Source organism: Candidatus Caldatribacterium saccharofermentans (genome assembly GCF_050267035.1).
In the GTDB taxonomy this organism is placed as follows: Bacteria; Atribacterota; Atribacteria; order Atribacterales; family Caldatribacteriaceae; genus Caldatribacterium; species Caldatribacterium saccharofermentans.
The window spans coordinates 1,945,603-1,972,046 of the sequence record NZ_CP187957.1 but is presented as its reverse complement, the minus strand read 5'-3'; the positions used below and the strand labels follow the sequence as shown (position 1 = coordinate 1,972,046).

Annotated in this window: 29 protein-coding genes and 1 riboswitch; of the genes, 4 read left to right on the top strand and 25 right to left on the bottom strand. The window is 55.0% G+C overall.

The features are described 5' to 3' along the window. Positions 1-4 precede the first annotated feature (4 nt). The 3 genes from fabF to fabZ are packed head-to-tail and all read right to left on the bottom strand — an operon-like array spanning position 5 to position 2,690. Complete coding sequence (gene fabF / locus ACPT9Q_RS10090; RefSeq protein ID WP_017872842.1) at positions 5-1,246, bottom strand: beta-ketoacyl-ACP synthase II; 1,242 nt, start codon at positions 1,244-1,246, stop codon at positions 5-7. A 14-nt stretch (positions 1,247-1,260) separates the two neighbouring features. Next, positions 1,261-2,238 carry a beta-ketoacyl-ACP synthase III gene (locus ACPT9Q_RS10085; protein WP_427366763.1) on the bottom strand — a complete coding sequence of 326 codons (978 nt, stop codon included), beginning with the start codon at positions 2,236-2,238 and terminating at the stop codon, positions 1,261-1,263. Between the two features lie 2 nt (positions 2,239-2,240). Beyond that, positions 2,241-2,690, bottom strand: coding sequence for a 3-hydroxyacyl-ACP dehydratase FabZ (fabZ, locus tag ACPT9Q_RS10080; RefSeq protein ID WP_427365758.1), 450 nt, complete (start codon positions 2,688-2,690; stop codon positions 2,241-2,243). Between the two features lie 136 nt (positions 2,691-2,826). On the opposite strand from fabZ, the gene ACPT9Q_RS10075 reads away from it, so the two are divergent. Both ACPT9Q_RS10075 and ACPT9Q_RS10070 read left to right on the top strand, forming a co-directional pair. Next, the gene (locus ACPT9Q_RS10075; protein ID WP_427365756.1) at positions 2,827-3,876 is read left to right on the top strand and encodes a SurA N-terminal domain-containing protein; all 1,050 of its coding nucleotides are present in this window, start codon (positions 2,827-2,829) and stop codon (positions 3,874-3,876) included. Then, the gene (locus ACPT9Q_RS10070; protein ID WP_427365755.1) at positions 3,873-5,060 is read left to right on the top strand and encodes a VanW family protein; all 1,188 of its coding nucleotides are present in this window, start codon (positions 3,873-3,875) and stop codon (positions 5,058-5,060) included. The genes ACPT9Q_RS10075 and ACPT9Q_RS10070 overlap by 4 nt, the downstream gene beginning before the upstream one ends. Here ACPT9Q_RS10070 and ACPT9Q_RS10065 read toward each other — a convergent pair. Together ACPT9Q_RS10065 and ACPT9Q_RS10060 are read right to left on the bottom strand one after the other, a co-directional pair. Then, a complete protein-coding gene (locus ACPT9Q_RS10065) occupies positions 5,008-6,048 on the bottom strand; it encodes a uroporphyrinogen decarboxylase family protein (RefSeq protein ID WP_427365754.1) in 1,041 nt (346 codons plus the stop codon). The genes ACPT9Q_RS10070 and ACPT9Q_RS10065 overlap by 53 nt on opposite strands. After that, positions 6,045-6,659 (bottom strand): hypothetical protein, encoded by a 615-nt coding sequence (locus ACPT9Q_RS10060; protein WP_427365753.1) that lies wholly within the window; start codon positions 6,657-6,659, stop codon positions 6,045-6,047. Before ACPT9Q_RS10060 ends, ACPT9Q_RS10065 begins: the two co-directional genes overlap by 4 nt. A gap of 78 nt (positions 6,660-6,737) precedes the next feature. On the opposite strand from ACPT9Q_RS10060, the gene ACPT9Q_RS10055 reads away from it, so the two are divergent. Further along, positions 6,738-7,130: an OsmC family protein gene (locus ACPT9Q_RS10055; RefSeq protein ID WP_017872836.1), complete on the top strand. Its 393-nt coding sequence runs from the start codon at positions 6,738-6,740 to the stop codon at positions 7,128-7,130. On the opposite strand, the gene ACPT9Q_RS10050 is transcribed toward ACPT9Q_RS10055, so the two are convergent. The 11 genes from ACPT9Q_RS10050 to ACPT9Q_RS10000 all read right to left on the bottom strand — a co-directional run bounded on the left by ACPT9Q_RS10050 (position 7,127) and on the right by ACPT9Q_RS10000 (position 16,216). Next, a complete protein-coding gene (locus ACPT9Q_RS10050; RefSeq protein WP_427365752.1) occupies positions 7,127-7,852 on the bottom strand; it encodes a DUF72 domain-containing protein in 726 nt (241 codons plus the stop codon). The two genes, ACPT9Q_RS10055 and ACPT9Q_RS10050, sit on opposite strands and share 4 nt — an antisense overlap. After that, on the bottom strand, positions 7,843-8,670 hold the full coding sequence (thiD, locus tag ACPT9Q_RS10045) for a bifunctional hydroxymethylpyrimidine kinase/phosphomethylpyrimidine kinase (RefSeq protein ID WP_017872834.1): 828 nt from the start codon (positions 8,668-8,670) through the stop codon (positions 7,843-7,845). Before thiD ends, ACPT9Q_RS10050 begins: the two co-directional genes overlap by 10 nt. 6 nt (positions 8,671-8,676) lie before the next feature. After that, positions 8,677-9,675, bottom strand: coding sequence for a thiamine-phosphate kinase (thiL, locus tag ACPT9Q_RS10040; RefSeq protein ID WP_427365751.1), 999 nt, complete (start codon positions 9,673-9,675; stop codon positions 8,677-8,679). Further along, the gene (thiE, locus tag ACPT9Q_RS10035; RefSeq protein WP_017872832.1) at positions 9,662-10,303 is read right to left on the bottom strand and encodes a thiamine phosphate synthase; all 642 of its coding nucleotides are present in this window, start codon (positions 10,301-10,303) and stop codon (positions 9,662-9,664) included. The genes thiL and thiE overlap by 14 nt, the downstream gene beginning before the upstream one ends. Beyond that, positions 10,300-11,106 carry a hydroxyethylthiazole kinase gene (gene thiM, locus ACPT9Q_RS10030; protein ID WP_427365750.1) on the bottom strand — a complete coding sequence of 269 codons (807 nt, stop codon included), beginning with the start codon at positions 11,104-11,106 and terminating at the stop codon, positions 10,300-10,302. The genes thiE and thiM overlap by 4 nt, the downstream gene beginning before the upstream one ends. After that, the gene (cytX, locus tag ACPT9Q_RS10025) at positions 11,103-12,344 is read right to left on the bottom strand and encodes a putative hydroxymethylpyrimidine transporter CytX (RefSeq protein WP_427365749.1); all 1,242 of its coding nucleotides are present in this window, start codon (positions 12,342-12,344) and stop codon (positions 11,103-11,105) included. The genes thiM and cytX overlap by 4 nt, the downstream gene beginning before the upstream one ends. Then, positions 12,338-12,850 carry an energy coupling factor transporter S component ThiW gene (gene thiW / locus ACPT9Q_RS10020; protein WP_051040754.1) on the bottom strand — a complete coding sequence of 171 codons (513 nt, stop codon included), beginning with the start codon at positions 12,848-12,850 and terminating at the stop codon, positions 12,338-12,340. The genes cytX and thiW overlap by 7 nt, the downstream gene beginning before the upstream one ends. A gap of 44 nt (positions 12,851-12,894) precedes the next feature. Continuing rightward, positions 12,895-13,005, bottom strand: a riboswitch (TPP riboswitch). A gap of 38 nt (positions 13,006-13,043) precedes the next feature. After that, positions 13,044-14,093: an NAD(P)-dependent alcohol dehydrogenase gene (locus ACPT9Q_RS10015; RefSeq protein ID WP_427365748.1), complete on the bottom strand. Its 1,050-nt coding sequence runs from the start codon at positions 14,091-14,093 to the stop codon at positions 13,044-13,046. 14 nt (positions 14,094-14,107) lie between these two features. After that, complete coding sequence (pdo, locus tag ACPT9Q_RS10010; RefSeq protein ID WP_017872275.1) at positions 14,108-14,752, bottom strand: protein disulfide oxidoreductase; 645 nt, start codon at positions 14,750-14,752, stop codon at positions 14,108-14,110. A 10-nt stretch (positions 14,753-14,762) separates the two neighbouring features. Beyond that, positions 14,763-15,731: a DJ-1/PfpI/YhbO family deglycase/protease gene (locus tag ACPT9Q_RS10005; protein ID WP_427365747.1), complete on the bottom strand. Its 969-nt coding sequence runs from the start codon at positions 15,729-15,731 to the stop codon at positions 14,763-14,765. Positions 15,732-15,733: 2 nt separating this feature from the next. After that, entirely contained in the window at positions 15,734-16,216 is a 483-nt protein-coding gene (locus tag ACPT9Q_RS10000) for a ferritin family protein (protein ID WP_427365746.1), read from the bottom strand. A gap of 67 nt (positions 16,217-16,283) precedes the next feature. On the opposite strand from ACPT9Q_RS10000, the gene ACPT9Q_RS09995 reads away from it, so the two are divergent. Further along, positions 16,284-16,838 (top strand): DUF4416 family protein, encoded by a 555-nt coding sequence (locus tag ACPT9Q_RS09995; protein WP_427365745.1) that lies wholly within the window; start codon positions 16,284-16,286, stop codon positions 16,836-16,838. On the opposite strand, the gene ACPT9Q_RS09990 is transcribed toward ACPT9Q_RS09995, so the two are convergent. The 9 genes from ACPT9Q_RS09990 to ACPT9Q_RS09950 are packed head-to-tail and all read right to left on the bottom strand — an operon-like array spanning position 16,790 to position 26,435. Beyond that, positions 16,790-18,535 (bottom strand): ABC transporter ATP-binding protein, encoded by a 1,746-nt coding sequence (locus ACPT9Q_RS09990; protein WP_427365744.1) that lies wholly within the window; start codon positions 18,533-18,535, stop codon positions 16,790-16,792. The genes ACPT9Q_RS09995 and ACPT9Q_RS09990 overlap by 49 nt on opposite strands. Beyond that, positions 18,528-19,637, bottom strand: a complete 1,110-nt coding sequence (locus ACPT9Q_RS09985; protein WP_017872280.1) for a hypothetical protein — start codon at positions 19,635-19,637, stop codon at positions 18,528-18,530. The genes ACPT9Q_RS09990 and ACPT9Q_RS09985 overlap by 8 nt, the downstream gene beginning before the upstream one ends. Continuing rightward, entirely contained in the window at positions 19,630-20,733 is a 1,104-nt protein-coding gene (locus ACPT9Q_RS09980; protein WP_427365743.1) for a lipid-A-disaccharide synthase, read from the bottom strand. The genes ACPT9Q_RS09985 and ACPT9Q_RS09980 overlap by 8 nt, the downstream gene beginning before the upstream one ends. Beyond that, positions 20,730-21,518, bottom strand: a complete 789-nt coding sequence (locus ACPT9Q_RS09975; RefSeq protein WP_017872282.1) for a UDP-2,3-diacylglucosamine diphosphatase LpxI domain-containing protein — start codon at positions 21,516-21,518, stop codon at positions 20,730-20,732. Before ACPT9Q_RS09975 ends, ACPT9Q_RS09980 begins: the two co-directional genes overlap by 4 nt. After that, complete coding sequence (gene lpxA, locus ACPT9Q_RS09970; protein WP_017872283.1) at positions 21,493-22,311, bottom strand: acyl-ACP--UDP-N-acetylglucosamine O-acyltransferase; 819 nt, start codon at positions 22,309-22,311, stop codon at positions 21,493-21,495. The genes ACPT9Q_RS09975 and lpxA overlap by 26 nt, the downstream gene beginning before the upstream one ends. Then, on the bottom strand, positions 22,301-23,134 hold the full coding sequence (locus tag ACPT9Q_RS09965; RefSeq protein WP_427365742.1) for a UDP-3-O-acyl-N-acetylglucosamine deacetylase: 834 nt from the start codon (positions 23,132-23,134) through the stop codon (positions 22,301-22,303). Before ACPT9Q_RS09965 ends, lpxA begins: the two co-directional genes overlap by 11 nt. A 2-nt stretch (positions 23,135-23,136) precedes the next feature. Then, the gene (gene lpxD, locus ACPT9Q_RS09960; protein ID WP_017872285.1) at positions 23,137-24,168 is read right to left on the bottom strand and encodes a UDP-3-O-(3-hydroxymyristoyl)glucosamine N-acyltransferase; all 1,032 of its coding nucleotides are present in this window, start codon (positions 24,166-24,168) and stop codon (positions 23,137-23,139) included. Next, positions 24,165-24,734: an OmpH family outer membrane protein gene (locus tag ACPT9Q_RS09955; protein ID WP_017872286.1), complete on the bottom strand. Its 570-nt coding sequence runs from the start codon at positions 24,732-24,734 to the stop codon at positions 24,165-24,167. Before ACPT9Q_RS09955 ends, lpxD begins: the two co-directional genes overlap by 4 nt. Before the next feature lie 24 nt (positions 24,735-24,758). Beyond that, entirely contained in the window at positions 24,759-26,435 is a 1,677-nt protein-coding gene (locus ACPT9Q_RS09950; protein ID WP_017872287.1) for a BamA/TamA family outer membrane protein, read from the bottom strand. Positions 26,436-26,444 lie beyond the last annotated feature (9 nt).

Here is a 26,444-nt window from a genome sequence, read left to right as displayed (position 1 = left end):
ACCCTCACCTCTGGTATCTCCCAAACACTAAGGTCCCGTTGTGTCCTCCAAAACCAAAGGAGTTCGAGAGAGCATTGCGAATCTCCAGAGGACAGGCCTTCCAGGGGGTGTAATCGAGGTCACATTCCGGATCGGGTTCTTCGAGGTTAATCGTTGGATGGACAATCCCGTGGTAAATAGAGAGAACCGTGGCTGCTGCCTCAATGGCTCCCGCTGCTCCGAGGAGGTGCCCTACCATGGACTTCGTGGAACTGATTTTGATTTTGTATGCCCGGTCACCAAAGACTTTCTTAATCGCCAGGGTCTCCGTACGATCGTTGAGGGGAGTTGAAGTTCCGTGGGCATTGATATAGTCGACTTCCTCCGGGAGAACACCGCTGTCCTCAAGGGCAAGACGCATCGCCCGAGCCGCACCCTCGCCCTCCGGGTCCGGAGCCGTGATGTGGTAAGCATCACAGGTTGAGGCGTAACCCTTAAGCTCTGCGTAAATTCGCGCTCCCCTCTTGAGGGCCACCTCCTCCGCCTCAAGAACCAGTGCGCAGGCACCCTCAGCCATGACAAAACCATCGCGATTCCGGTCGAAGGGACGAGAGGCCTTCTGGGGTTCGTCGTTACGAGTTGAGAGGGCTTTCATGGCACAGAAACCTGCTACCGCAAGAGGCGTGATGGAAGCCTCAGCACCGACGGCAATCATAAGGTCGGCTTCTCCCCGCTGGATAATGCGTAACGCCTCACCCAGAGCATGGGTTGATGCTTCGCAGGCTGTTGAAACACAACTATTCGGTCCCTTCAGGCCAAGTTGAATGGCTACATTGGCCGCCCCCATGTTGACAATCATCATGGGGATGAAGAAGGCGCTGACCTTCTGAGGGCCCCGTTCAAGAAGTACCCGGTACTGCTCCTCAAAGGTGTGAATACCTCCAATGCCTGACCCCAGGATGACTCCTGCCCGTTCCCGGTCCATCCGCTCAAGGTTCACCCCGGCATCTTCCAGAGCCATAAGTGATGCACAAACAGCAAACTGCGAAAAGCGGTCCATTCGCCGGGCTTCCCTTCGAGGAAGGAAATCTTCCGGATTGAAATCCCGGACCTCCCCGGCGATTTTCGTCTCAAAAGGCGTTGGATCAAAGCTCTGAATGATGTCAATGCCGGACCTTCCTTCAAGAAGCGACTGCCAGAATTTCTCCTTGCCAGTCCCCACTGGACTGATAACACCAATACCGGTGACAACGACTCTTCGCGCCAACTGGTCAACCTCCTTTACCACTGAATGAGCGCAGCCCCCCAGGTGAGGCCCGCACCGAAGCCCACAAGGAGCACAATGTCCCCCTCTTTGATGCGACCAGACCTTGAGGCCTCGTCGAGGGCAATGGGGATGGAGGCTGAAGAGGTATTCCCGTATCTCTCCACGTTGACGAAAACCCTTTCTTCCGGTATCCCAAGCCGCTTAGCTGCTGACTGGATAATACGGATGTTTGCCTGGTGAGGTATGAAGAGCTTCACGTCATCAACGCTTTTCTGAGCCCTCTTCAGAACCTCAAGAGACGCCTCCTCCACTATGCGCACCGCGAATTTAAATACCTCGTTCCCATTCATTTTGATGTAGTGAAGCCGCTTCTCTACAGTTTCAAAAGAAGCAGGCATTCGAGAACAGCCAGCAGGAAGTTCCAGAAGGTGCGCCCCGCTCCCATCAGCCCCAAGATACGTTGCCAGAATTCCTGGTCGGTCCCCCAGGCCCACTACAGCTGCTCCTGCCCCGTCACCAAAAAGAACACACGTGGCCCGGTCCTGCCAGTCTACAATCTTTGAGAGGGTTTCAGCTCCCACGACCAGGGCCTTTCCCTTCCCCTCGGCAAGGAGGTACTTCTCAGCTACAGCGAGGGCGTAGACGAACCCCGTGCACCCTGCCTCGAGGTCAAAAGCAAAAGCCCTTTTTGCCCCCAGAGCATGCTGCAGGAGGCATGCCGTGGAAGGAAAGAGCATATCCGGGGTAACCGTTCCCACGATGATGCAGTCGATTTCCTCAGGGGCAACTCGAGCAGCCTCCAGGGCCCTCCACGCTGCTTCGAGGGCCAGCTTCGAGGTCGTTTCGGAGGGCGTAGCAATTCGCCGCTCTTTAATCCCTGTCCGGGTAGTGATCCACTCGTCACTTGTGTCCACCATGCGTTCCAGGTCGAAGTTGGTGAGCACTTTCTCCGGAACACTGGAGCCCGTTCCCAGAACACGAACCCACTGCATCCTCAAGACACTTCCTCCCTTGCCTCTTCCCGTACCAGAGAGAAGCCCAGCTCTGCTTCAGCCACAATCTGGTCTTTTACCCTTGCCACACCTTTGAGCTTACCCACCCGGCCTTTCATCCTGAGGAGCGTGACCTCCATGACCAGCTGGTCCCCGGGGACAACAGGACGCCGGAAACGGACATTGTCAAGGGAGGCGAAATATGGAATGCAGCCCCGGAACTCTTCCATGTACATCATCATGGTGGCTCCAACCTGCGCCATACTCTCAAGAATGAGAACTCCGGGCATGATGGGCCTTCCCGGGAAATGACCCTGGAAGAACCACTCGTTCGCCGTAACGTTCTTTACGCCCACAACCCTTCCTTCCTCCAGGGCAACGATCCGATCCACAAGGAGGAAGGGAAAGCGGTGGGGGAGAATTTCCTGGATTTTGCGTATATCCATTTCCATGGCGTCACAACCCCCATTGAGCACCTTGGTGTTTCTAATACTCTACCGGAACTCCCTAAAATTGACAAGGATAAGTCGCTGAAGTAGTATTGTAGCAAGAGGGAACTCCAAAACGGACGCACGAGGTGGACAAAAGATGATGAGAGCGCTGCGCAAAAACCTGGACATCATTCTTATCATCGTTGTTGTTGCTTTTGCCGTCACCATCTACTACGGCTACGGATCGTACCGCCGTTCCGGTCGTACCGGACAGGCTGTGGCCGCAACGGTAAACCACACAGCCATCAGTTTCTACACCCTCGACCAGGCCTTTCGGAATTTCCTGAGTCAGTACGACTCAAAGACCCTGAGTTCCTGGGACGAAAAGACCTTTGACCTCCTTCGACGCCTGGTCCTTGAAAACCTCATCAACAACGAGCTTCTGTACCAGGAAGCCCAAACAAGGAGAATACGGGTTTCTTCAAAGGAAATAGAGACCGAGCTCGAGAAACTCCGGGCACAGTTCTCTTCAGAAAGCGAATTCCGCCGGTACCTCGAGTACCAGGGACTCACACTTTCGGCGCTTCGCGAATCCCTTCGCCGGGAACTCATGATCCAGAAACTCACAGAGAGCCTCGTTGCTGACCTCCCTATCCCTGATGAAGAGGTACAGAAGTACTATGAGGAACACCAAGACCTCTTCACTACCCCGGCTCAGTACCACCTCCTGAGGATGACCTTTCTCTCTAAAGAAGATGCAGAAAAGGCGCTGCGCCGGTTGTACCTTGGGGAAGAGTTTGCCAAAGTCGCCCAGGAAGTTTCCCTCGACGAAGCTGCAAAAAAGGGTGGAGACATAGGCTGGGTTTCGGAAGTCGGGCTTCCCCAGGAAGTTCGGGAAGTTCTGGAGAAAGTCAAGGATGACCCCCGCAATGTGACTCCTCCCCTCAAGGTGGGGGACACCTACGTCATTTACCGGGTACTGGAGTGGAAACCCCGGGAGGTCAAGGCCTTCGAGGATGTCAAGGAGAACATTCGCCAGTACCTCCTTGAAGAGCAGAAACGGGTTAGAACGGAGCACCTCCTTGCAGAACTCAGGAAAAAGAGCACCATCACCATCTCCGAAGCGCTCATGAGAACAACCTCTCCGGAAACCCTGGTTTCCTCAGAAACTCCCCCAGCCGCAGGTCCTGAGGGGGAGGCGGAGTGAGAAAGGGCATCATCCCTGGGGTTGGGGTCTTTGTCCTTTTCTTGATATACCTCCTTGCGGGTAATCGAGGGACAGTCTCCTGTATTCTTAAAGAAGAAAGGGTCACGCTGGCAAGAAGAGATATTGTGCCTTTTCTTGAAACCCTCGAAGCCCGCTGGAAGAGAACCCCCCTTCGCCTTGTGATTGCTGGCAAAGCCTTTGAGGTCCCCAAGGATGCCCTCCGAATACGCTGGAATATCAAAGCCATGAAGAAGAAGGTCGCTCAGGGCAAGCGCGTCCCACTTCTTGTAGAGTGGGACGAAGAGAAGGCCAAAGCCCTTCTTGAGTCGCTTGCAACAAAAACTCTCCTTCCGCCACAAGACGCCTTCTGGGAAGGTAATCGGGTGCAGCAGGCCAGAGCAGGGCGAAGACTAAACGTGGAGAAGGCCCTGCATGCCCTAAAGCAATCTCTTGAGGACTGGAGCGACACCGTTACCCTCGAGACCTTCGACGTCCTTCCCCCCAGAGTGGATACATCGGAGGTCCTCAAGAGCCGGGGAATTACAACACTTCTTGCCTCCTTTGCGACGTCCCTCAAAGACCGAGAAGAGGACGTCGTCTTCAACATTGAAAAAGCCGCCGCCTCTCTCTCTGGGTACCTCCTGAAGAAAGGAGAGGTCTTCTCCTTTAATGCTGTGGTTGGCCGGGCGGAGAAAGAAGATGGGTACCGGAAGACCCGAATTCTCGCCAACGGCCGTCTTGTTCCGGGATATGGAGGAGGAGTGTGTCAGGTGGCCTCAACACTCTACAACGCCCTTCTCAGAACCGAAGCGGAAATCCTGGAACGCCATCCTCACTCTGGATATGCCTCAATCACTGCCTATGTTCCCCCAGGCCTCGATGCTGCGGTAAGCTACGGGAGCAAGGACCTTCGTTTTCGATTTCCTTCCCAGGATGTGGTGATTCTCGCATACCTCAGGGAGCAGGAGCTCGTGTGCGAAATCTGGGGGGAACGGGAAAACCCCGTCACCACAACCGTCACTCAAAAGCTCCTGAAGCTTGCGAAAACCGGTGAAGCTGAGGGCACACTGACTGTGGAAACAGTGGTACAGCGCACCAGGTCAAAGGACCTGCGCTTCGTCGACACGTACCTCATTCCCTGGGACTTTGCCTCAGAAATCGCCCGTTGCCTTTCTGGTTCATGAGCACTTCAAGCAACGCTGCAATGTTCTCACAGGGAATGTCTCGAGGAAGCGCATGAGACGGGGCAGCGATGTACCCTCCTCCATCTCCAAGTCTTGCCAGAATCTGACAGGTTTCCCTCCGGACTTCCTCAGGAGTTCCGAAAGGAAGGAGCCTCTGAATGCTTATGCCACCCCAAAAAGCGAGCTTTCCCTGGTACTTTTCTTTAAGGGCAAAGACGTCCATCACCTCTGGCTGGAAGGGATTGAAAACGTGAAGTCCAATTTCCACAAGGTCAGGAAAGATTTCCTGAACTTTCCCACAACAGTGAAGAAAGGTTTTCTTTCCTTTTTTCCGGACAAGAGCAATCATCTCAGCCATGCGAGGTTTGATGTACTTCCGCCAGAGTTTTGGCCCCATGATGAGTCCCCCCTGCCACCCCCAGTCATCCCCAAAGAGAACCCCATCGAGTCCAAGGTCCAGAGCCCGATCGATCACTTCAAGATGAAAAGAGGTAATGGCATCGAGCAAATCCTCAACAAAGTCCTGGTGCATTATCATATCGCTCAAGAATTCCTCCATTCCCCTGAGACTCCAGGCCCGCTCAAAAAGCGTATACGTCTCCCGCAAAAGCTTAAAAGTGTCCTGGTGACGCTCAACGAACCCGGGGATATGGGCGTACCGTAGAGGATCGGTGGGATCCGGAAAGCGGTACCCCGAAAGGCTTGGGCGCGAGAGCACCGGTATGGGATTCCCAATATCCGGGTCAATGGTACGATTCCACACCACCCCCCATTCGTCCTGGACAAATCCGGGAGCCACTTCCTGAAGACCCGAAGGGGGAATGGCTTTCACATAGGCAAGATGGTTTCCAAGCTTTTCCAGAAAGCCTGGATCCGAAAGGTACGCTGACATTTTCTCCCGCGCCGGTATGGTAAAGTCAACCTGGTAAGGGACAATGTCTGTGTCTGCAAAGGCCAGAGCGCAGAGAACCCGTTCTTTTGGTGTCACAGAGAACCTCCTCCTCGGGCAACAACCTCGATATCAATGGTGGGCTTCTCCTGGTATACCTGGCCAAGGTTGAGCTCCTGCTTCCATACCGTATCCTTCTCTAAGGTCCCATCGACGTAACTGAGGATTTCTCCGGGCATATAAGCTTTGAGCGTCAGCACTATGGACCCAAGGAAAGGCTTGACCTTGGAAGCCCCAAGAGCGTTCAGCGCACTCTCGAGGTCTTCTCCTTTGAGATGAGCTTCAAGAACCACCAGGTCCTGGTCCCTGTACAGCCGGGCCGATTTCCCAAGGAACTGCTCAGTGAACTCTCTTGCCTTTTCTTCATTGGGAAAACGCCACTCCCAGGCCACCACATAGGGAGGGGCATCCTCTCGAGTCTGCAGAATGATGTATTTTTGCTCCTCAGGAGGGAGCTTTCTGTACTCTCCCGAGGCTGCCTGTTTCAGCTGGGCAAAGACCGTGTAATCTTTAACGTACACCGCGATGCGAGCCCGAGGAATAGTCGCATCCTGAGCCACCTGGACGGCCAGCTCCACCTGAGCACAACCTCCAAGGATTCCCGCAAGGAGAACAAGAACGAGTACCGCAAAAATCTTTCTTGAGCGCATTGCCACGACCTCCCGGAATAATTGCTTCATGCACCATGTTACAGTACCTCAAAGAAATCCTCAAGCGGGGTGAAGCACATGGCCAGAGTAGAACTCACTGCCCAGCGCGGAAAAATCGAAGCCCGTATCGGAGAGGATACCGTCCTCTTCAAAAGTAGCGGTGCCGAAAGCGAAGTTGGCCACTGGCCCACAGAGTACATCCTCGCCGCTCTGGGAAGTTGCTTCTCCGGAACGGTCTTCTCCTACGCCAGAACCAAGGGACTCCCTTTAGAGAAAGTCATGGTTGCCCTTGAAGGGGAGGTGGTTTCAGGACCTTCGCGAATAGCCTCCATCACCATGGAGGTGGAATTCCTTGGGAATCTCACCAGAGCCGAAAAAGAACAGCTCCTTGCTGTGGGAGAGCGGGCCTGCACAGTGATGAACACCTTGAAAAGAGGGGTCGAAACCATCGTCACCCGTCTCAGGGACTAAGACCCGAGTATCTTTAGGAGTTCTCGGGCATTCTGCACGGCGAAACCCTGATAGTCGTTGTCAAAGTAACAGTAGACCTCCCCCATCCTGCTGAAGGAGCGGATTTTCTCCGCCCAGGATTCGAGTTCTTCTCTGTCGTAACAGTGGGTGTAAAGACTTCGAGAACCGTGGAGACGGAGATAAACAAAGGAGGCTGTGACCACCTCCGCATAGGGGAAAAAGGGAGTATCGGCAAAGCAAAGGGCAATGTTGTGCCTGCGGAGGAGGTCGTACACTTCTTTGCAGAAGAAGCTCGGGTGACGGAATTCAAAAACATACCGGAAATGCGAAGCAAGGCGGGCCACAAAAGCTACAAGAATTTCCCTGTGGAAGGTAAAGCGAGGAGGAAACTGGAAAAGGAGAGGACCACATTTTTCCTTGAGAAGCTCAACCCGCCGGAAGAACAGGGCAAGGGGTTCTTCAACATCTCTGAGTTTCTTCACATGGGTGATGTACCGGCTGGCCTTCACTGCAAAGAGGAACGAGGGTGGGGTCTCGGCATACCACCTTGTGAGGGCCGTCTCCTTAGGCAGGTGGTAAAACGAGGTATTAATTTCCACGGTATCAAAAAGGGTGGCGTAAAAGGCAAGCCATGCCCTTTTGGGGAGATTTTCGGGGTACACCACACCCTTCCAGTGGTCGTATATCCATCCCGAGGTCCCAATGCGAACAGTCACCAGCACCGCCCACCTTCCTGAGGGTCAAGACCAGCCCGAAGAAAAAGCGGAGCGAGGTGATTCGTGGGACCAAATCCTCCCCCAAGGGGCAGGGCATGGGTAATCACGAGCTCCATGTACCGCCGGGCCTCGGCAACAGCCTCTTCCACCGCATACCCCAGGGCAAGGAGCGCACAGATAGCAGCCGAGTACGTGCACCCTGTACCATGGGTATTGGGGGTCTCGATGCGAGGACCTGAAAAGTATGTGAAATCCTTCCCATCAAAAAGTACATCGGTAACCTCATTTCCCGGAAGATGCCCTCCCTTAACAAGGACGTACCGCGGACCCTTTTCCCTGATACGCCGGGCGGCATCCTCCATATCCCTGAGGTTCTGTACCGGGAATCCAGCAAGGACCGAAGCTTCTTCAAGATTCGGCGTGACCACATGGGCAAGGGGAAGGAGTTCCTGAACCAGTGTCCGGATGGCTCGTTCTTCAAGGAGCACTGCTTTACTTTTGGCTACCATGACGGGATCAACAACAAGGTACTCAACAGGCCACCTGCAGAGCGCCTGCGCCACAGCCCTGATAATGTCCTCACTAAAGAGCATGCCGGTTTTCACCGCATCGACCCCAATATCCTCCATGATGCTCTCGATTTGCCGCGCAACCATCGATGGGGGCAAGGGGAAAATAGCGTCCACCCCTTTCGTATTCTGAGCCGTCACGGCAGTAATGGCGGTCATCCCGTAAACGCCAAAGGCACAGAAGGTCTTCAAGTCAGCCTGAATGCCCGCTCCTCCACCCGAATCGGACCCGGCAATGGTCAGTACCCGTCGCATGTTCCTTTACTCCTTCCTGCTGAAATGATTGAAACCCTGGGAAGCGAGGGGAACCAGGGTATCCTTCTTCCTCAAATACACACCTGCCCCCTCAACGATCTCCCCCACCCGGTGAACTGGAAGACCAAACCTTCGGGGAATTTCCTCCTGAATTTCCTCTCCCCGGTGGGGAGGAACGGTAAAAAGGAGCTCGAAGTCCTCTCCTCCCCGGAGGACAAATTCCTGGGGATCGCAACCCTCCTTTTCGCAGAACTGAGCAAGAAGGGGCGACACAGGAAGCGCGTCCTCGTAAAGAATGGCCCCCACGTGGCTCTCTTCAAGAATATGCCCGAGATCCTGGAGTAAACCGTCGGAGACATCGATAAGAGCAATCCGTTCCCCAAGCGCTCCAAGAAACCTTCCAACGTCAAGGCGAGGCGAAGCAGCAAAAAACCGTTGCCAGAGACCACGGTATTGCTCCTCAAGCACTTTTCTCCCTGCAAGGATGAGCCCTGCTTTTGCCTCCCCAGGGTACCCGGTGACAAAAATCCAGTCTCCTGGGCGGGCGTTGCCCCGCAGAAGAAGTGGCCGATCTCGCTCCACCTCCCCAAGAAGCACAAGGTCGAGCACTGCTGGTCCATCAATCCGGGCAAGATTCCCTCCGACCACCTCGACCCCATGCCGGGAGGCTTCTTCCTGAACACCCTGAAGGACCTCGTTGAGCCAGACGAAAGAGACGTCCTCCCGAAGGGCAAAGGAGAGCAGGGCATACCGGGGAATACCACCCATGGCCGCAATATCGCTGAGATTTGCCACAAGGAGGCGCCGACCGACAAAAAACGGAGGAATGAGTGATGCCTGGAAATGCACACCCTCAATCTGGCTATCCACAGTTGCAAGGAACCAGAACCCCTCCCTCCCCGGGAGGACAGCGCAGTCATCGCCAATACCCAGGGGAACGGTGGAAGAGAAAACGTTACGGATACGGGCAATCAAGCCGAACTCTCCAAGGTCACGGAGCTCCATGGTACCGCCTCCGAAAAGCATCGATTTTCTCGCGAAAGGCAAAGGCAGCATCCCGCACTGAGGGTGCCCCAACAATAGCCGACACCACCGCCACCCCATCAACACCCGTAGTTAGGACCGCTTCAAGGTTCTCCAGAGTAATGCCCCCAATGGCCACCACGGGGATTCTTACGGCTTTCTTGATTTCCCGAAGGCGCTCAAGGCCAATGGGTGCCCCCGCATCTTTCTTCGTCGTTGTAGGAAAGACCGTTCCTACTCCCAGGTAATGGGCTCCAAGGCGTTCCGCCCGCTGCGCTTCTTCTACGGTGTCACAGGAGTACCCCAGGATGAGATGAGGCGCAATACGCCGGGCGTACTCAAGAGGCATGTCGTCTGGTCCAAGGTGCACCCCGTCAGCGTCGCTAGCCAAAGCGATGTCCAGCCGGTCATTCACGATGAAGAGGACTCCGTGGCGTCGTGTGCAGTCCCGAAGGAGCAGAGCTTCCTCAAGGAATTCTCTCGTGGAAACCTCTTTCTCCCGAAGCTGTATGACAGAAGCCCCTCCCGCAATGGCCTCCTCAACCACCTCGAGATTCCTGCGCTTTTGAATCCTCCGATCCGTAATGACGTACAGTGAGAAATCCCTCACTGGAGCACCTCAAAAGAGAGATTCCTGGCAAAATCGTCCTCTGAGAGCGAGTACATCACATCGAAAAGCCGCATACGGAAACTCCCAGGACCCTGAGAATCACGAATTGCCCTTTCCGCACAGACTCCCAAAAATCCTAAAGCCCCAAGCGAAGCCAAAAGCGCATCACTCTCTACCGCCGCAAATGCCCCACACAGAGAGGTTGCCATACACCCGGTCCCCGTCACCCGGGTCAACAGGGGATGGCCATTGTGGACGGCAACAATCCTCTTCCCATCGCTTACGTAATCCACAGCACCGGTGATTGCCGCGGTGACTCCAAATTTCAAGGCCACTTCCCGAGCCAGAAGTGCCTGGTTCTCTGCTTCTGCTTTGGACTCCACTCCACGCTCGCGGGAGGGACGACCAAGGAGAGCGCATGCCTCGGCGGCATTTCCCCGCACAATGGTCACACGAACGCGCTCAAGGAGAAGAAGCGCGGCCTCTTTTCGGAAGCGTGTGGCCCCCGCCCCTACTGGATCAAGGATAACAGGAATACCCAGGGCGTTGGCCTTCTTCCCTGCAAGGAGCGCGCTTTTGATAATGTCCTCTGTAGGGGTTCCGAGGTTCAGCACCAGTGCCTCTGCACCCGTAACCATTTCCTCGACTTCTTCCCGGGCGTAGGCCATAACCGGTAAAGCTCCCAGGGCGAGCATCGTATTCGCATTGTCATTGGCCACAACGATATTGGTGATATGGTGTACCAGAGGCCGCTTCTGGCGAATCCGTACCAGGATTTCCGCGCATTTCTCTCCTAATGTCATGTACCTTTCCTCCTCCGCCAGGCCCAGTAGAGCCCTCCTGCAGCAAGAAAGCTCGGAACAGAGGCACCGAAACCGGGAAAAACCTTCAGGAAAAGGGCATAAACCCCCACACCCAGAATCCAGGAGACCAGGGCCTCCCAGACAATCGGTGGGCACCTGTCGTAGAGTTCTTCGGGTTGTACCTTTCGTCTGCGGATCACGAAATAATCCACAAGGACAACGCCAAAAAGGGGGATAAATACCGCACCAATGAGGAAGAGGAAACTCTCATACCGTTCCATGGGGAAGACAAGGGCAAGAAGTGTCCCCAGCGCCCCGAAAAGGGCCACCGCTATTTTCTGCCGAAAGCGAGGAAGTACGTTGAGCAGAGACACCGCAGCCGAGTAAATGTCCAGAAACGTTGTGGTGAAGGTAGAGAAGAGTACGATTGCAAGGGCTATGGAGCCAAGACCAAGCATCACCATAGCCGGGAGAGGGTCAGTCCGTCCCGTAGTCAGAGCGCTCACAAGTCCCACAGTGTACATCCAGGAACTCGCCACAAAGTACCCCCACCAGGTGCCCCAGAAAGCCCCCCGGGTATTGCGAGCAAAGCGGGTGTAGTCGGCCACAAGGGGGAGCCAGGAAATCGGCATAGCCACCACCAGGTCAAACCCTGCTCCCCAGGGTAAAGACCCTTCCCCCCGGAGTCGCAAGAGTTCGCCGAAGGAAACCTGCCGCAATGCCACGAACGTCATAACTCCGGAAAGCCCGGCCAGGGCAATCACGGCCACACGTTCCATCCACTTCCACCAGGGGGTTTCAAGAAAGGCCCAGAACGTGCTCACGAGACCAGCAATAAAGAGCAAAAGCCGGGGGAAGGAAAACCCAAAGATCGCCCGGAGAATCTCGTCTCCCGCCCGGGCACAGATAATCACCATAATGGCAGTCCAGCCGATGAGCTGAAGAATGTTGAGGAAAGACGCCAGATACGATCCCCACTTCCCGAAGGCAAGCCGCACCGAGACCATGGCAGGAACCCCAAGTTCACTCCCCAGGATTCCTCCAAGGGCAAAAGGCGTGTTCCCCACCACATGCCCCAGAAGAATGGCCAGCATCCCACCCACAAAACCCAGAGGAGCGAGAATACCTCCTGCCCAGACTTCCGATATCGCCACTGCTGCCCCTGCCCAGAGGAGGAAGAGGTCAAACCCTAAGAGGTGCCGTTTTTCCCTGGGGATGGGTTGCACATCGTTTAGCATCGCCTTGAAACCTCCTCACAAAAGAGTGCGTCGTGGACAGTTCTTCGCAGAACCCGGAGAACCACAACGCCCAGGATGCTTCCCGGAATACTGCTCGCAAAGAAAGCAGCCTGGAAAAAGAGAAGCGTCCCCGTCTTCCCCACAAGCGGAGCCACCAGGTACGCGCTGAGGAAAGCACCAACAATTCCCGTTCCTATGGGCTCGAAAAACCCTGCAATATCTCTGCGCCAGAGGCGATACACGAGACCAACCACAAGGGCTCCGGGAATACCTCCCGGGAGGGCGAAAATCGTCCCCGTTCCAAGGAGTATGCGAATGATCCCGGCTATTCCCGCCGCCAGTGCTCCGTACCAGGGCCCAATGGTAACGCCCGCCAGGACGTTAATGGCGTGCTGGAAAGGGAAGACCTTCGCAGGACCGACGGGAATGTGGAAGCCTGACGCCGCAACAGCCAAAGCGGCAAAGAGCCCCGCATACAGGAGTTTTCGTAAATGTCCTCCCCGCATGTCCCCCACCTCCAAAAAAAAGCCACCTGCCAGGTCGGCAAGTGGCTCGAAATCCACCAACTCCCTCCGCTGGCATTACCCAGATCAGGTTCAAAGGGTCGAGAGCTTGCGCTCTCCTCTCAGCCCCGCGTTATGGAGCTCCCCCGGTTCCGTATTGAACTTTTTTAAACCTTTTTCTATTATACCTTATCCGTCAACTCCCAACGTTCACCACGACTTTGATAGATTCAGCCTTGTGCTCATGGGCGAAAAGCAAAGCCTCCTGGGTTTTTTCCAGGGGAAAGCGATGGGTGATGAGCGTTGCAAGATTCACCCGACGGGCGTTGAGAAGGTCCACACAGCCCTTGTACATGTTGGCGTACCGGAAAACCCCCAGGACATCGAGCTCTTTATCGAGAATCCTGATGACACCGAAATCAAAATGCGTCTTCGAGGGTAAACCCACAAGGACGACTTTCCCGCCCCGTTTTGCCACCTCTACAGAAAGCTGCGCTGTTTGGACGCTTCCGGCAGTTTCAAAAACAAGATCAGCACCTCTCCCCTGAGTAAAGGCACGAACCTCTTCCTCCACATTGTCTTTTGCAGCGTTCAAGACAAGTCGTGCTCCGAGCTCCCGGGCCTTCTCGAGTCGCTTCTCCACAACGTCCACCGCGATAATCTCGGTAACGCCTCTTGAGAGCAACGCTTGTAAAGTCACAAGACCAATCGGACCGCTCCCAAGAACGAGTGCCACATCCCCCGGCTTTGCCTGCGCCCGGTGCACGGCGTACATACCCACTGCCAGGGGCTCCACAAGTGCTGCCTCCTCGAAACTCACCGAGGGATCCACGGGATAGGTGAAGTTCGCAGGGTGCACGACGTATTCACAGAAAGTCCCGTTCACCGGTGGTGTAGCCCAAAAAACCACCTCGGGACAGAGGTTATACCTCCCCTGGCGGCAAAAATCGCACCTGCCACAGGGGATACCCGGCTCCATGGTCACCCGGTCCCCAGGCTTAAGATGCGTTACTCCTTTCCCTACCTCCACAACCTCTCCCGAACACTCATGACCCAGGATGAACGGGGTTTGGACCACGAAATCGCCAATACGACCTTCCACAAAGTAGTGAACATCCGAACCGCACACCCCAACACTCCGGATGCGAACGAGAACTTCCCCCTCCTTCGGGACAGGGATGGGGAGCTCTTCGATCTCAATATGCCGTATATCCTTCATCACCGCAGCCTTCATCGCTTGTCCCATAGAGAAAACCCCCTTTACGATGCAACTTCTATGATTTTCTGCACCAGAAAAGCCTCCGGGACAGCCCCCTCTAAAGCAACGGTCTCGTTCAGGACGATTTTCGGGACCGCTCGCACGCCATAGCGGTATGCCAGGTGGGGGAACTCGAGGATTTCCACCATGCTGGAGGAAACCCGATCGCTCTCGAAGGCCATTTTGTGAGCCAGGACAACCGCCTGAGGACAGAAGGGACAGGTTGGTGTCACAAACACCTGAAGGGTGACGTCCTTCGTCAGCGCCTTCAGGAAGGCCCTGGTGTCTTCCGAGAGGTCTGTAGTCCTTTGCGAGACAAAGACCAGGGTTTCGATAAACCCTGAAAACTCGTAACCTGAAGGAATACCGAAGAACCGGATACCGTAGTCCTTCTCCCCTTCAACGGTGAAGGCCGGAATTTTGTCGATACGGAAAGCCGCTGCAACTTCCCGATCCAGAACAAAGTTGTGCACCTCAAGGCGCAGAAGCGGCGAAAGACGGACAACTTCCTCAAGGAGCATCCGCACCTCGCGGCATGTCTCACACTCAAGTTCCTGCGTGAAGAAGCGGAGCGTGACCGGATGGAGAAGGTGCTCCGCAAGGTACGTCTCAAGCGTCCTGCGATCTTTGTCCTCAAGCAATGCCATGTTCTCCCCCCTACCCAAAAAGGCTTTCAAATTTCCGCTGAAAACCGGGGAGGTTTTCAATATCTCCCCCGGGACAGCGCTCCGCAAAGCGGAGAACACCATGCGCATCGATGAGCACCACTGCCCATTCCGCAAGGCCACTGGCCCCCAGAACCCCAAAGGCCTTGGTGACCTCGAGAAAGACATCACTGTAGAGAGGAAAGGTCAAGTGGAGACGGCGCTGGAGTTCCTGATGGGTAAAAATGCTTTCAGTACTGATACCTATAAAGAGTCCCCCCTTCTCTTCCACCCTTTCTGCCCACTCGTTGTACCGGGGCAGGAAAGTCATCCCCCGGGGGCTAAAACCAGAATCGAAAAAGAGTACTAAAGCCGGTTTTCCCCGAAGGAGCTGAGCAAGGGAGAGCACGTTTCCCGTCCCATCGATAAGCCACCCATCAGGATGGGGCTCATTCAGGCGGGGCCGGCTCCGCCAGAGGAAAGTCAGAACCTCACGCATGAAAAGTGGAAGTTCATTCGGTCCACGAGCGGTAATAATGTTCCCATCCACCACCACCGGTACGTCAACGAACTCCCCACCGGCGTTGTTGATGTCATCCCGGAGTGAAACGAGCCCTGCAATCCTTTTCCCCCGGATGATGTCCGCCGAGATGAGGACCCAGGGTCCCCGGGAAAGCGCCCCAATCAGCTTCCCCTGCTGGTACATCTCCCGCACCAGGTTTGTGACCACCGGAAGCCGACGAAGGTAATCAGGAGCAAACCCTCCAGGAATAATGATACCGTCAAAATCCCTTGGGGACACGGAAGAAGTCACCATCTCGGCTTTGGCAGGAAAACCATGACGCCCAAGAAAGGTTTCCTCAATCCCAGGTCCTACAAGCTTTGCCTCCACTCCTTCTTCCCGAAGCCGCAAGAGAGGATACCAGAGCTCCAGCTCCTGGTACTGATTTTCAACGAGGATAACAACGCGTCGATGCGCCATGGTCACACTGCCTCCCCGGTAAGCTCCTCCTTAAGCCCGACCAGACGGAGGAAATGCCGCTTCTCCTCGGCGATGACTTCCTCAACCCAGGCCTGTTTCTCCCGGGGGACAAAAGGCAAAAACCCCTGGTAGAAAAGAATGCTTTCTTTCTCCACCTGAATACCAGCGCTGAGGGCTTCAGAAAGGCCCATGTTCTCTGCCGAAACTTCCCCCCTGAGAACTTTGGAAAGCACTCCAGTCTCCACGATGGACCCCAGGTACTGGGAGACCTCACCACTCGCATCGATAAGGGTCTCTCCAGTCTCTTCAAGGAGCCTGGTGAAGGTCTCAAGGTGCCGTCGTTCCTCATCGGCGAGGAACTGGAACATTCTTTTCCCATCCTCCCGGGTTGCTCTGGATTTCAGGTCCTCGTAAAAGGCTATACCCTTTCGCTCAAGCTCTACGGCCATATTGAGGATTTCCGAAGGGGCAAATCGGAATGCCACTGGTATCACCTCCTCTTGTGTGCTTCCTATTGTACCAGATTTTTTCTCAAGTATAATGAAAGTGGTGATGGCAGTGGGCGAAGTGCGGCCTCCTCAACCGGTTAAGCTTTTCATTGCCACGCTCTACGAGGACCCTGAGGTACTTGTGCGTCTTCTCCCCCGCTTGACCGATCGCCTCGGGGACATCGAATGGCAGAGCGATCCCATCCCCTTCACGTACACCGACTACTACCGCAACATCGGGGAACGGCTCCTCCGGGTTTTCCTTGTTTTTCGGGAACTTGTGGATCCAGGAATTCTCCCTGAAGTCAAACTTTTCACCAACGAGCTTGAAAAATCTACGGCAGATACCACACATCCCCGTCGCATCAACCTCGACCCTGGGTATTTTGATGGGGGGAAGATTGTCCTAGCCACGACCAAAAACTTCTCCCACCGGGTGTACATTGGGCGAGGCATCTACGCCGAGGCCACCATCAAATGGGAAAAGGGCGATTTCCGTCCTTTCCCCTACACATACCCCGACTACCAGAGTGAGGCTTACCGACCAATCCTGCGAAAGATCCGCGAACTTTACCGGGCCTCCCTCAGCGCTCTGTCTTCAAAGCCAAAGAGCGCCTGATAGAGCGGATGGGACCGAAGAAGCGCTTCGTGAGTTCCTTCCCCCTGGACTTCCCCATCGGCTACAAGGACAATACGGTCAAGGTCTTTCACCATCCGCAGAGAATGCGCAACAATGATGACGGTCTTGTCCTCCTCAATTTGAGCAATGGTTTCAAGGATGTACCGTTCTGACTCGGGATCGAGGTTCGACGTTGCCTCATCGAAAACCAAAATAGGGGAATTCTTGAGGAAGGCTCGGGCAATGGCGATCCGTTGCCTCTGTCCTCCCGATAAGCGGCATCCTCCTTCCCCTACGTCGGTATCGTACCCGTGTTCAAGTTGCATGATGAACTCATGAGCCCGGGCTTTCCGGGAAGCCCTCTGGATATCCTCTTCGGAAGCATTGAGATTCCCGTAGAGGATATTCTCCCGGACTGTCCCGCCAAGAACCAGGGCATCCTGGAGCACCACGCCAATAAGGCTCCGGAGTGACGAGAGCTTGATTTTCCGGATATCTATTCCGTCAATCTCGATGCAACCCTCGTCAGGGTCGTAGAAACGCAAAAGGAGGTTGATGATAGTGGTTTTCCCAGCGCCACTTGGGCCAACGATGCCCACTCTCTCCCCTTTGCGGATGTCTAAAGAGAAGTTCTTAAGGATTTTCTCACCCTTGTAGGAGAAAGAAACGTTACGGAAAGAAATGCGTTCTCTGAACTCCCGGAGTTCTACGCCCTCGTCGTTCTCGGTGACAAAGGGTGCGGTGTCAAGGAACTCAAAAATCCGCTCCAGCGAAGCGAGACCCTGCTGGAAAAGCTGGAAACCTGAAGAGAAACGAGAGAGCGGAGAAGAAGCAATAACGAGATATCCCAAAAAGGCGATGAGCTGCCCAGGAGTGAGGAAGCCCCTAATAACCTCACGCCCTCCATACCAGATGACCGCTGTAACACCGCAGGAAGCCACAAGCTCAACAAGAGGATTGAAGAGGGCTCTGGCTTTTGCCTGCTTCATGGCAAGGTAGAAATTCATCTCATTTTCCCGCTCGAACTTCTCCACCTCGTAGTGGCCACTGACATAGGACTGAATGACCTTGATGCCTGTCACCGTCCGCTCCACAAGGGAGGTCAGAGCAGCTACCCTGCTTTGGAGAAGATGGGAAAACCCCCGGATGCGCTTCCCCAGAATATCCACGCAAAGACCAACCAGAGGAAAGACAATGATCGAAAGCAGTGCTAGTTTCCAGTGGATGAAAAAGAGGAACACCACAGAACCCAAAAAGAGCAAAAGGTCCATGAGCATCGTCACAAGGGCGCTGGAGAAAAAGTTCTGCAAAACGGCAATATCGCTGGTCATCCGGGAGATAATCTCCCCTGGTGGGTTCTCCTGGAAAAAAGCCACGGAGAGATGATGCAGGTGCTGGTAGAGCTCAGAGCGAAGCCGGGTGATGACTCGAAAGCCGGCAAGAGAAACCCAGAAGCTCTGAACATAGGACGCCACGCCCTTGACAAAGAAGATTCCCACAATCCCCAGGGCAATGAACACTAAAAGTCGCAGATTCTTCTCAAGGAGAGCCCGGTCGATAGTTTTCTCCACAAGCCAGGGCAGAGCAAGGTTGAGCAAGGCACCAAGAACCGCCAGAAGGAGAGCGCCAAAGATATACTTCCAGTACGGCGTAAGGTAACGGAAAAGCCTGACCAGATGTCCCTTGCGTTCAGCCATAGAGCTCCTCCACAACGAGCCCCACGAGTTTCTCCACTGCTTTGGCTGGAAAGACCTCTTCCGGAAAATCCGGTACCTCCTGCCTAAGAAGCCGAAGGGCTTCCTGAACAACTCCCTCCACAGTGATCTCTCCCCGAAGTTCCGGGAATACCGCTTTCCCCAAAATTTGGTTCGGCAAGCTCAGGAATCCCGAAGAATGAATCATTCTTTTCAGAATCCACCGCTTCACTATTTTACCCCAAAGGGGCATTCTCCCCAAGAACTCCCCAGCACCCATCACCGGAACCCTGGTCGCCGCCTCCTGGAAGAAGGGCACAAGGACGAGACCCCGTTTCCTCCGATACAGCACTTCAAGGTTACTCGATCCAGGAACCATAAAGACCAGGTCCGAGGCAGCAATGAGGTCTGAAGTTTTGCCGAAAAAGGGGAGGAAACGTTTCAAAAGCTCCTGGAAGAAAGGAACATCCCTGGGAGAATAGTAGGGAGGAAAGGCCATAAGGAAAAGACTCTTCGGGAAGAAAGAGGAGAGGGCCTCCGCGCAACGGAGAAAGAAAGGCACGAGATACTGGTAGGCGAAGGAACGACTTCCCGGAAGGAAAAGGAAACGCGGGGATCCCGGAGGCAGGGTCAGGGTCTCCACAGAACGTTCTACAAAAGACCGCAGGAGATCCCCAACAAAAACCTTCTTCGTGAAGGACACCTGGTGGAAATCCTTCTGGAAACGAGCAAGGTAGACATCAACACCAAAGGACCGACGAGGGTATCCATCATACACCCAGAGAGGGTAGCGACTCCGGAACTTAAGAAGGCGCGCATAGAAGAGGTCCCCTCCAAGGAAAAGCACAAGACCCCGGGGTGGGAAGGTAACCCCACCTCCTCCAAAGCAGAACCGCACCGTCTTTGGGGGGTTGAAAACCCTCTCAACCAGAGGAAGGCTCTGAATCACCACTTCTTCTTTCCCAGAGCGGAACTGACATGGAGGGGTGAAAACCCAGACACGAGGAGGGACAGTGATTTTCTCCAGCTCTCTAAGGAGAGGGGAAAGCCAGAAGGCAACCTCTCCAGGGCTGTTCACGGTGACAAGAAGGAGTGGCCTATTCAAGGTACTGCGCCACCACCTCAGCAACCCGCTCAAAAGTCCGCCCATCTCCGAGTTGAAGGGCAATCTCTTCAGCCCACCTTCTCGCCCTCTGGGGCAGAGAGGAATCGGCGAGTAACCTCTCCATGGTTCTGAAAAGCTCCGCGGGGGTAAACCTCCCCTGAACGAGTTCTGGGGCAATTTCCCACCCGAGGAGGATGTTCGGAAGACCAATAAAGGGAGCCTGAAACAGGAGGCGTCCCAGAAGGAACGTCACCCATGAAGTCCGGTACACAACAATCTGGGGAATGCCTCCCAAAGCGACCTCGAGCGTTACGGTTCCGGATGAAGACACCGCAAGCACCGTATCCTCAAAAAGCGGGTACAAATCCCTTCGGTCCACAATCTGAACGGGAAAAGGGCCTCGTCCTGCCTCAAGAAGTGGACGAAGCAAAGGAGAGGCGGCAACAAGCACCAGACGGTATCTTAAGAAACGTCCGCCGTATTCAGAGAGAAGCCCCCGCAAAACGGGAAGGAACGACAAAACCTCGTTCCGGCGACTCCCGGGGAGAAAGAGAATGGTCCGAGGATTCGGGCCCCTCTGAGGGATTTTCCCCCACCATGCCCCGAGAGGATGCCCCACCCAGCTGACACGGGCCCTGCCTCCGAGAAAATACTTTCCCTCCCAGGGGAAAAGATGCAGAATATGATCAGCACACCGTGCAAGGAATCTCCCCCGCCATCTCCCCCAGGCCCACACCTGTGGTGGAGCAAAGTACACAACCGGTATACCTTCCCTGGCACAGAGGCGTACCAGGCGGAGGTTAAAACCCGGATTATCGATGGCTAAAAGTACCGAAGGCTTCTCCTTCCTCAAAAACGCAGAGGCCTCACGCCAGGTTTTCCTCCAGAAAGAGAGTGCCCGGAGGACCTCTGAAAGTCCCACCGTTGAGTGGGAAACCGTATCGACGAGAAGACGAGCACCTGCTCTCCTGCTCTCCTCTCCTCCCAGGGCCACAACTTCTACCTCTGGTCTGCGTTCTCGAAGGAGAAGGATAATCTGCGATGCCCAGAGGTCTCCAGATAGATCACCACAGGACAGCAAAAGACTCCTCTTCACAGGGTAATTCCCAAGACAGTCACCCCAGACTGCTTCGAGAGTTCCCGGATCTCTTCCTGGTCCACAAGGAGCGTCCGGCCGCTTTCCAGGGCGAGAACCCTCCCCCCACCCTCAACCAGAAGGCGAACAGTTTCAGCACCAACCGTGGGAATGTCAATGAAAAAGTCCTGGTTACTTCGCGCCACCTTCACCACCACTCCCCCCCGAGCCAGTGCCAGCCCCCTCCGGATGGTCTCATCGGTACCTTCTGCACCCTCAAGGGCCACAATTGTTCTCCGCCTCACCACCACTGTCTGGCCAATTTCCTCATCAGCCAGGAACCGGGCAATCCTAAAACCATAACGGATGTCATGCCATTCTTCCTCAGTAGGCGGAGGCCCACAGAACACTCCTTCCCGGGTGATCCACTTCTTGAGAAAATCCGCAGGAGAAAGCACCTGCACGTGTTGCTTCCGGAAAAACTCCAGGAATTTCCCGAGAATATCCCGGTCCTGAAGGCTCCGACATGCGGCGAAAAACTCTGCTCCGGAGGCATCCGTCACCCCAAGAGCAAAAACGTGGGCCTTGGGGACCTTCCCTACACAGCACACTGCATGAGGCCGCTCCTTCGCAAGGACCTGTGCCAGCTCATCCAGAGACAGGCGCTCTAAGAGGTATTCCGGAACGAGCCGAGGGTGCAACCGCAAAAGGCGGCAGGACACCGTGGTAACCTGAAAGGCGCAAGAGGCTTCCTCCTTCACCAGAACTGGCAGAATCCCCTCACCAGCCAGAAGGAGTATCCTCAAAGTCGCAGGCCTCCTCCCTCACCCAACGGGTGATGCCCCGCCTGGTCTTTACGAGGAAAGCAAGAATCTCCTCCACAACCTCCGGATCAAAACCTTTTCCCCGAATCTCCTCCATGGCCTTTCGAAGAGGCAGACCGCTACGAAAGAGGAAACGGTACACCTGAGCAATACTCTCTCGTTTCTTCTGGGGAATTCCTCTCCGCCGCATGCCAACCCTGTTGAGCCCAAAAATCCTCGCCGGATGACCATCAGCAAGTACATACGGAGGAATATCCATAACGACTTTGGAAAGTCCCCCAATCATGGCGAGTTTGCCAATCCGCACGAACTGATGAACCCCTACAAAGCCACTGAGAGTTGCCCAGTCTTCAACGGTGACATATCCGGCAAGGCTTGCTCCATTGGCCATCGTCACCCCGTTACCCACAAAGCAGTTGTGGGCAATGTGACAGTACGCCATAATGAAGCAGGACTTTCCGATGTGCGTAACCTTTCCTTCGCCGGTTGCCCGGTGCACCGTCACAAACTCCCGAAGCACAGTCCCCTCACCGATGATGACTCCGCTCTCCTCTCCCTGGAAGGCCACATCCTGAGGGGGTGTACCGATGATGGCGTGATGCCCAATCACACAGGAGGGACCAATCTCCACCCAGCCCTCAAGAACTGCAAAGGGCTCAATCCTGGTTCCATCCCCCACCTGGACCTTCCCCCGGATAATGACGTAGGGACCGATTTCAACGTTTGCCCCGATTTGAGCTTCCGGGTCTATCCGTGCTGTCCTGTCAATCCCCATCCTCCACGGCCTCCCAGAGCAGTTTCACCATGGCCTGATTCAAGGCGTGTCCCGACCGCAACCCCAGAAATCCTCCTCGAATTCTCCTCCCAAGGAGCATCAAATCACCAAGGAGGTCGAGGATCTTGTGGGCACAGGCCTCAGAGGGCAACCGGAAGGGTTTGTTCCCCACCCCCAGAGCGTTCAGAAGCACCGCTTCATCCTGTACTCCCTTACCAAGACCCAGTTTCCTAAGTTCTTCTCCTTCCCAGAGAAAGGCAAACGTCCGGGCTCCCAGGATACCCCCTGGTTCTTCTCCCTCCTGAAATGTCAGACCCTGGAGGAACTCCCCTTCTTCCGTACAGTCAAGGATATACGTGGCCACAAAATGCTGTGCCGGAAAGGCAAAGAGGTGTTTTGCACCCTGCTGCACGTGGAACACCCGATCAATCACCAGCATCTTCCGGGGAGCTTCCTGTTCTTTTATTCCGGCCCTCTCAAAGGCCTGAAACCAGAGAAGGGCACTCCCGTCTCCCCCAGGGAGTTCCTCACCTTCCACCACTACCTCGAGGTTATCCACTCCCGCACCCCAGCATGCCCCAAGAAGGTGCTCCACCGTGGCTACGATGAGCTCTCCGTTTTTAAGGAGCGTTGAGCGGCACCCCAAAGCTGCATACGGGAAAAGAGCCGGGATAACACCCTTTCTTTCCCCGCAAAGGACCCGAAAGACTATCCCCTGATTCACTTTCCCGGGAGAAAGGGTAACCCGGACCTCCTTTCCGCTGTGGAGACCCTGTCCTTCAACCACCACAGAGCAACCGATGGTACGTTGCAACGGAAGCATTTTCACTCTCTGAGGAGCTTTCGAACAAGCTCTTCAAGTTCCTCTATTTTCTGCCACATCTTTGGAAGTTTTCGAATCAGGGCTCGTTCCCTCAATTCCTTATGGTGCTCCTGAGCAGGAAATCCGGAAACCATCTCTCCTGGTGGCACCTTTGCCGTAACTCCTGCCCGGGCAGCAATCCTTGCTCCCTTCCCAATCCAGCAATGGTCCGTTACCCCTGCCTGCCCACCCATCACCACGCCATCCTCAAGGATACTGCTTCCAGCGACTCCCGACTGGGCAACGATAATGACGTGGTCCCCAATACGGACGTTGTGGGCCACCATAACCAGATTGTCAATTTTTGTCCCCCGGCCAATACGAGTACATCCAAGAGTTCCCCGGTCCACAGTGGTATTCGCTCCAATTTCCACGTCGTCTTCAATGACTACTGTCCCGATGTGAGGGATTTTCTCGTACCTCTCCCCGGTCCACTCATACCCGAAACCGTCTGCCCCCACCACAACACCGCTGTGCAGGATGACCCTGTTCCCCACGGTGCAGTACTCCCGCACAACCACCTGGGGATAGATGAGGCAATCGGCGCCAATCTGAACTCCCTTCCCGATGTACACCTGGGGGAAAATACACGTTCTGTCCCCTATAGAGGCGTCTTCCTCAATAACCGAGAAAGCCCCCACCGAAACCCCGACGCCAAGCCTTGCCCTGGGGTGAACAAAGGCCAGGGGATGGACGCCAGAGGGTGGACGGAAAGGGGAAGCAAAACGGGCAAGAACCCGGGCAAAGGCAATCCGGGGATGGTCAACCTCGATCACGTATTTTCCAGGCAGACACTCTCTGCACCCTCTTCCCGCAACAACTGCCTTTGCCCGGGACGAGAGCACCTCAGAAAGGGCACGGGCATCGAAAAGGAAAATCAGGTCCTCTTCTTCGGCTCTCTGGGGCTCTTGAACACCCCTGACGACGAAATCAGGGTCACCAAAAAGGTGACCCCCAATGATTTCTGCCAGCTCACTGAGGCGGAAAAAGCTCACTTCTTCTCCTTCGCGGCCACAATGTTCTGGAGTTCCTGAATCACCTGGTCGGTAATGTCTACACCGCCGTAGAGCACAAGGGGCATTTCCAGAACTTCTTTCTGGTTGACCGGAATGCGCAGAGCACTGCGGACAACCAGGGCGAGTTTCATGGATTCGGCCACTTTCCGGATGGCGCTGATCACATCGCCGTAACGCTCCTCAATGAGCGCCTGGCGCTCTTTCAGCATTTCATCGCGCACCGGTGCCCAGGCAGCGTTCATTTCTTCTTCAAGCTTCTGAACTTCCTCACGGGTCTTTCCTTTCCCCTTTTCGTTCAGCTCCTGCTGCCTTTTCTGAAACTCCTCGGCAATCTTTCTCTCAAGTTCGGCAATCTTTGCCGTATTGGGATGGGCGTCGAAAATCTTGTTGATGTCCACCACACCAATGGCCACCGTTCCTGAGGATGACGCAGAACTCGTCTGCCCCTGAGCAGGTTTCTTGGTCTGCGTCTGTGCCAAAACCAGCGTGCTCCCCAGAAGGACCACAAGAATTCCGACCATTGTGGAGATGACGAACTTCCTCATGGGCACTCTCCTTCCCTAGAACATTCAGAACGTTTGCCCAATGCTCACATAGGTTTGGCTTCCCGTTTCACCAATACCGTAATCAAGGCGAATCGGCCCAATAGGCGTATCAAAACGGAGCCCAACCCCGTAGCCTATCTTCACATCCCCAAGGTCGATGGGCTCTTGAAGGTCCCAGGCATAGCCGGCGTCTCCAAAAACCACAAGCTGGGTATTCTTGGCTACCTCAAAACGATACTCGAGATTCGCCACAAGCATTTTGTCTCCCTGGAACTCATAAAGGTCATACCCTCGAAGGGTATTCACCCCACCCACTGAGAACTTCTCGAAACTCGGGAGCTCTCGATCGGCAATGCCCCCAAGGACCCTCAGGGCCAGCACCGAATTCTCTCCGGTGTTCATGTAGTTCCGGGCATCAAGGATATACTTCGTGTAGTCGTAATCACCTCCCAGGAATCCTCCCGCAAATTCAACCTGAAGCGTGCAGTACCACCCCTCGTGGGGATTGAAAACATCATCCCGAGTGTCATAGATGATGGTTGGTGTGAGGGAATTCGTTTTCCCATCCGCTTGAGGCGGTTCTCCAGAGAGAGGCGTGATGGTGATATCCTCCGACTTGTACTGAATGCGCCAGTGCCATGCGTCACCGAAACGACCACCAAGGGCAACCTGGCCCCCGAGGCGTTCCTCTTCGTACTCTCCGACGACTTCCTGCTCCACCCAGTGTTTCTTTTTCTCCACCCTGTCATAGAGGGCAACCCCGAAGAAAATGGGTTCGCCAAAAAGCCAGGGCTCCTCAAACGAGATACGGTAGAGTGTTCGAGCTCCAAATTCGTAACGGAGTTCGAGTTTCTGGGCATTTCCACCGAAGTTGGATTCCTGATACCGGACAAACCCCAGCCATCCCTTCTCGCTGTTGTAGCCCACCCCGATTCCGGCTTCCCCCGTGGGCTTTTCCACAACCTTCACCTTGACCACCACGTGGTCCCGATCGCTTCCCGGCTCGAGCTTCATGCTGATATCCTCAAAAAACCCCAGGTTATAGATGGCCCGCATGCTCTCTTTGATTTTAGCGAAGTCAAAGACGACAGGAGGGGTGAACTTCAGCTCCCGCCGCAGGACGTATTCCTTCGTCTTCTGCAGACCTTCAAAATCCACCCGCTCCACAATACCCTCCCGGATGGTGAAATGGAGGACACCCGATGCATCGAAACGGATGTCCTCGACCGCAGTCATGAGAAAACCCCTGTTGCTGTACAGCGCCTTAATGCGCTCAAGATCCCGCTGAAAAATCTTCCAGTTCATGACCTGCCCGGGGGCAACGATCATGGCCTGACGGATCTCCCCCGTGGAGAGCACGGTATTTCCCTGAATGTCTATAGCCTGGATGACCGGCAACTCCTGAACCTTGTAAATGACCTCGATACCGTCAGGGTAACGCTTTGTTTCCACCCAGACCTTTGCAAAGTACCCGAGGTCGTAAATACTCTTGACGTCCTGCTCAACCTTCTGGGGATTGAAAGGCTCTTTAAGACCCAGGGAAATGGCCGAAAGGATGAGCTGGGTATGCACGTGCTCATTCCCTTCCACCCGCACGGCAACGACAGGGAGTACAGCTTCCTGGGCAAAAGCCTGAGAGCTCCAGACAATCACCACTGCTACGGCAATCACGACAAGCCACCAAGAGGACCGCTCGGCCACCGGCTCTTC

What these genes read in the sequence shown, in the direction of transcription:
- ACPT9Q_RS09990 (WP_427365744.1), bottom strand. Translation starts at nt 18,535, where the DNA reads ATGGCTGAACGCAAGGGACATCTGGTCAGGCTTTTCCGTTACCTTACG.
- ACPT9Q_RS09995 (WP_427365745.1), top strand. Translation starts at nt 16,284, where the DNA reads ATGGCAGTGGGCGAAGTGCGGCCTCCTCAACCGGTTAAGCTTTTCATT.
- ACPT9Q_RS10075 (WP_427365756.1), top strand. Translation starts at nt 2,827, where the DNA reads ATGATGAGAGCGCTGCGCAAAAACCTGGACATCATTCTTATCATCGTT.
- thiL (WP_427365751.1), bottom strand. Translation starts at nt 9,675, where the DNA reads ATGGAGCTCCGTGACCTTGGAGAGTTCGGCTTGATTGCCCGTATCCGT.
- thiD (WP_017872834.1), bottom strand. Translation starts at nt 8,670, where the DNA reads ATGCGACGGGTACTGACCATTGCCGGGTCCGATTCGGGTGGAGGAGCG.
- ACPT9Q_RS10015 (WP_427365748.1), bottom strand. Translation starts at nt 14,093, where the DNA reads ATGGGACAAGCGATGAAGGCTGCGGTGATGAAGGATATACGGCATATT.
- ACPT9Q_RS09955 (WP_017872286.1), bottom strand. Translation starts at nt 24,734, where the DNA reads ATGAGGAAGTTCGTCATCTCCACAATGGTCGGAATTCTTGTGGTCCTT.
- ACPT9Q_RS10085 (WP_427366763.1), bottom strand. Translation starts at nt 2,238, where the DNA reads ATGCAGTGGGTTCGTGTTCTGGGAACGGGCTCCAGTGTTCCGGAGAAA.
- lpxA (WP_017872283.1), bottom strand. Translation starts at nt 22,311, where the DNA reads ATGGGGATTGACAGGACAGCACGGATAGACCCGGAAGCTCAAATCGGG.
- ACPT9Q_RS10005 (WP_427365747.1), bottom strand. Translation starts at nt 15,731, where the DNA reads ATGGCGCATCGACGCGTTGTTATCCTCGTTGAAAATCAGTACCAGGAG.
- ACPT9Q_RS10060 (WP_427365753.1), bottom strand. Translation starts at nt 6,659, where the DNA reads ATGCGCTCAAGAAAGATTTTTGCGGTACTCGTTCTTGTTCTCCTTGCG.
- ACPT9Q_RS10055 (WP_017872836.1), top strand. Translation starts at nt 6,738, where the DNA reads ATGGCCAGAGTAGAACTCACTGCCCAGCGCGGAAAAATCGAAGCCCGT.
- fabZ (WP_427365758.1), bottom strand. Translation starts at nt 2,690, where the DNA reads ATGGAAATGGATATACGCAAAATCCAGGAAATTCTCCCCCACCGCTTT.
- ACPT9Q_RS09965 (WP_427365742.1), bottom strand. Translation starts at nt 23,134, where the DNA reads ATGCTTCCGTTGCAACGTACCATCGGTTGCTCTGTGGTGGTTGAAGGA.
- thiW (WP_051040754.1), bottom strand. Translation starts at nt 12,850, where the DNA reads ATGCGGGGAGGACATTTACGAAAACTCCTGTATGCGGGGCTCTTTGCC.
- thiM (WP_427365750.1), bottom strand. Translation starts at nt 11,106, where the DNA reads ATGACATTAGGAGAGAAATGCGCGGAAATCCTGGTACGGATTCGCCAG.
- cytX (WP_427365749.1), bottom strand. Translation starts at nt 12,344, where the DNA reads ATGCTAAACGATGTGCAACCCATCCCCAGGGAAAAACGGCACCTCTTA.
- pdo (WP_017872275.1), bottom strand. Translation starts at nt 14,752, where the DNA reads ATGGCATTGCTTGAGGACAAAGATCGCAGGACGCTTGAGACGTACCTT.